At 66.1% G+C, this 2840-nt stretch carries 2 protein-coding genes and 4 pseudogenes; 5 read left to right on the forward strand and 1 reads right to left on the reverse strand.

The window, feature by feature from the left end:
- Positions 1 to 157 (reverse strand): annotated as a pseudogene (locus DI624_RS15940) (IS481 family transposase); the annotation flags it as partial.
- Here DI624_RS15940 and DI624_RS15945 point away from each other — a divergent pair.
- From DI624_RS15945 to DI624_RS15970, 5 genes and pseudogenes are all read left to right on the forward strand, one after another.
- Positions 149 to 379, forward strand: coding sequence for an MmgE/PrpD family protein (locus tag DI624_RS15945; RefSeq protein ID WP_291540525.1), 231 nt, complete (start codon positions 149 to 151; stop codon positions 377 to 379). The pseudogene DI624_RS15940 and the gene DI624_RS15945 sit on opposite strands and share 9 nt — an antisense overlap.
- Before the next feature lie 66 nt (positions 380 to 445).
- Positions 446 to 1009, forward strand: a pseudogene (locus DI624_RS15950) (hypothetical protein); the annotation flags it as partial.
- Positions 1010 to 1067: 58 nt separating this feature from the next.
- Positions 1068 to 1735 (forward strand): annotated as a pseudogene (locus tag DI624_RS16180) (citrate/2-methylcitrate synthase); the annotation flags it as partial.
- Positions 1736 to 1743: 8 nt separating this feature from the next.
- Positions 1744 to 2046: a hypothetical protein gene (locus DI624_RS15965; protein ID WP_291540533.1), complete on the forward strand. Its 303-nt coding sequence runs from the start codon at positions 1744 to 1746 to the stop codon at positions 2044 to 2046.
- A gap of 671 nt (positions 2047 to 2717) precedes the next feature.
- Positions 2718 to 2840 (forward strand): annotated as a pseudogene (locus DI624_RS15970) (transposase); the annotation flags it as partial.

Below are 2840 nucleotides of genomic sequence, written 5' to 3' on the forward strand. Positions count from 1 at the left end.
TCAAATCCTCGACCGTCGCCCGCTTGCGCCACTTCGCCACCGTCTTGGGATTGATCCCAAGTTCCCGGCTCAGCGTCGCGAGCGAAGCCTGCGATCACTGTATTGCTGTTCTGACGGCGTGCGTGGTCGTGGCGCTCCCGTGACGAACTTGGCCCATAACGCTTCCTGCCATTCCGGCATCGGCACGCTTCTGAACCTGCCGACCGAAACCATCTACCAGGCGGTGCAGCAGGCCCTGCACGTCACCACCACCACGCGCCAGTCGCACAAGGGGGAAATCTCGACTTGGAAGGCCTACGCCCCGGCCTTCGCCTGCAAGATGGCGGTGGAGGCCGTGGACCGCGTGATGCGCGGCGAGGGCGCACCGTCCCCGGCCTGAGAAGGCGAGGATGGTTCATCGCCTGGCTGCTGAGCGGGCAAGAAGGGCGAGCCCAAGCGCGTCATCCTGGACACCTACACCAAGGAGCACTCGGCCGAATATCAGAGCCAGGCGCTGATCGATCTGGCCCGCCGCCTCGGTCCGAAAATCCGCGAGGCGGGCGGCTTCGACAAGGTGAAGGACGTGGTGCTGCATACCAGCCACCACACCCACTACGTCATCGGCACGGGCGCCAACGACCCGCAGAAGATGGACCTCGAGGCCAGCCGCGAAACGCTGGACCACTCCATCATGTACATCCTGGCCGTCGCCCTTGAGGACGGTGCCTGGCACCATGAGCGCTCCTATGCGCCCGAGCGGGCGCGCCGTCCCGAGACCGCCGCCCTGTGACGCAAGATTTCGACGGTGGAAGACCCGGAGTGGACCCGGCGCTACCACTCCAACGACCCGGCCGAGAAGGCTTTCGGCGGCCGCATCATCGTCACCTTCGAGGACGGCTCGGTCGTCCAGGACGAGATCGCCGTGGCCGACCCCCACCCGCTGGGCGCCCGCCCGTTCAAGCGCGCCCAGTATGTCGGCAAGTTCCGTGATCTCGCCGAGGGCGTGATCACCACCGCCGAGCAGGACCGCTTCCTGGGCCTGGTCGGCCGGCTGCCGGACCTGACGCCGGCCGAAGTGCGCCATCCGTCTGCACCTGCTGCACGGCAAGCCGCCGAGCGACAGCCATGTGCGCGCCATGCACACCTCGCTGATCCTCTACGCCGGGCACGAGTTCAACGCCTCGACCTTCACCGCCCGCACCATCGCCGGCACCGGTTCGGACATGTATTCTTGCGTGGCGGGTGCCATCGGCGCCCTGCGCGGCCCCAAGCACGGCGGGGCCAACGAGGTCGCTTCGAAATCCAGAAGCGCTACGCCGACTCGGACGCAGCTGAGGCCGACATCCGCCGCCGGGTCGAAGCCAAGGAAGTGGTCATCGGCTTCGGTCACACGGTCTATACGATCGCCGACCCCCAGAACGAGGTCATCAAGCGCGTGGCCCGCACCCTGTCGGAGGAAGCCGGCTCGATGAAGATGTTCGACATCGCCGAGCGAATCGAGAGCGTCATGGCCGACGCCAAGAAGATGTTCCCGAACCTCGACTGGTTCTCGGCCGTCTCCTATCACCTGCTGGGCGTGCCCACGGCCATGTTCACCCCGCTGTTCGTGATCTCGCGCACCTCCGGCTGGGCGGCGCATGTCATCGAGCAGCGCATCGACAACAAGATCATCCGCCCGTCCGCTAACTACGTCGGACCGGAGAACCTGCCCTTCGTTCCCTTGGCCGAACGCGGCCTGGACCGTTCCCACGCCTGAGAGACCGCATGCCCTACCTCGTCGCCGAAGACCTGCCGCTTGAACCCGCCGGCAAGCGGTTCCGCGCCGCCCTGGCCAAGCCCAGCATCTGGCAGCTGCCGGGCGCCTACAACGGCCAGGCGGCTATCCAGGCGAAACAGGCTGGCTTCGACGGCCTGTATCTATCTGGCGCCGCCATGACGGCCTCGATGGGCCTGCCGGACCTGGGCGTAATCACCGTCGATAAGGTCGCGCCTTCTTCATCCGCCAGATCGTGCGGTCGTCGGGCCTGCTGTTGGTCGATGGCGATACCGGCTACGGCGAGGTGCTGAACGTCATGCACATGGTCCGCACCTTCGGAGGACGCAGGCGCAGGTGCCGTCCATCTTGAGGACCAGATCCTTCCCAAGAAATGCGGACACCTGAACGGCAAGAACCTGGTCCGCGCCCTGGACATGGCCGCCAAGGTCGCGGCGGCGAAGAAGGTCAGCCGCGACATCGTCATCATGGCCCGCACGGACGCCGCCGGGCCCGCACGGACGCCGCCGGGCAGCGGGCGAAGATGTATGTGGACGCCGGGGCGGACGGCATGCGGATGATCTACCGGCGCATCATCGGCATTTATCTCGATCTCTATGCCGCCCAACTGACGGGGTGGCTGACCCACGTCCAACATGGTCAGCACGGCCGCCTCACTGAACATCGGTGATCGCTCCCCTTCGCCTTTCGGCCGCCTGCTGTCGAACGTGCGTCAACGCTTCCGCGAAGCGGTGGTCGCCGGGTGGGAGCCGCCTCCGCCTAAGGATCGTCCTCGCCAGCGCCGCTTACGCCACCGTCGTCGGACTGTCGCGACCTAAGCGCCCATCGTGGCGGCGGTCTCCGTCGTTTACCAACACCGTCGTCGCGCGTTGCGAGGCTGCATTGATGGCGCCGTAGGCCTTGACGTTCCCCCTTCCTGATCCTCCGTTTTGAGTGAGAGTCCGTTTCACCAAAGGAGACGGATGTGAAGAAGAGCAGGTTCAACGACGCGCAGATCATCGGCGTGCTGCGCGAATAGGAAGCCGGGAGCCCGACGGCGGAGGTCTGTCGGCGGCACGGGATCAGCGAGCAGACCTTCTATCGGTGG

This window comes from Brevundimonas sp., from assembly GCF_003248455.1.
GTDB lineage: Bacteria > Pseudomonadota > Alphaproteobacteria > Caulobacterales > Caulobacteraceae > Brevundimonas.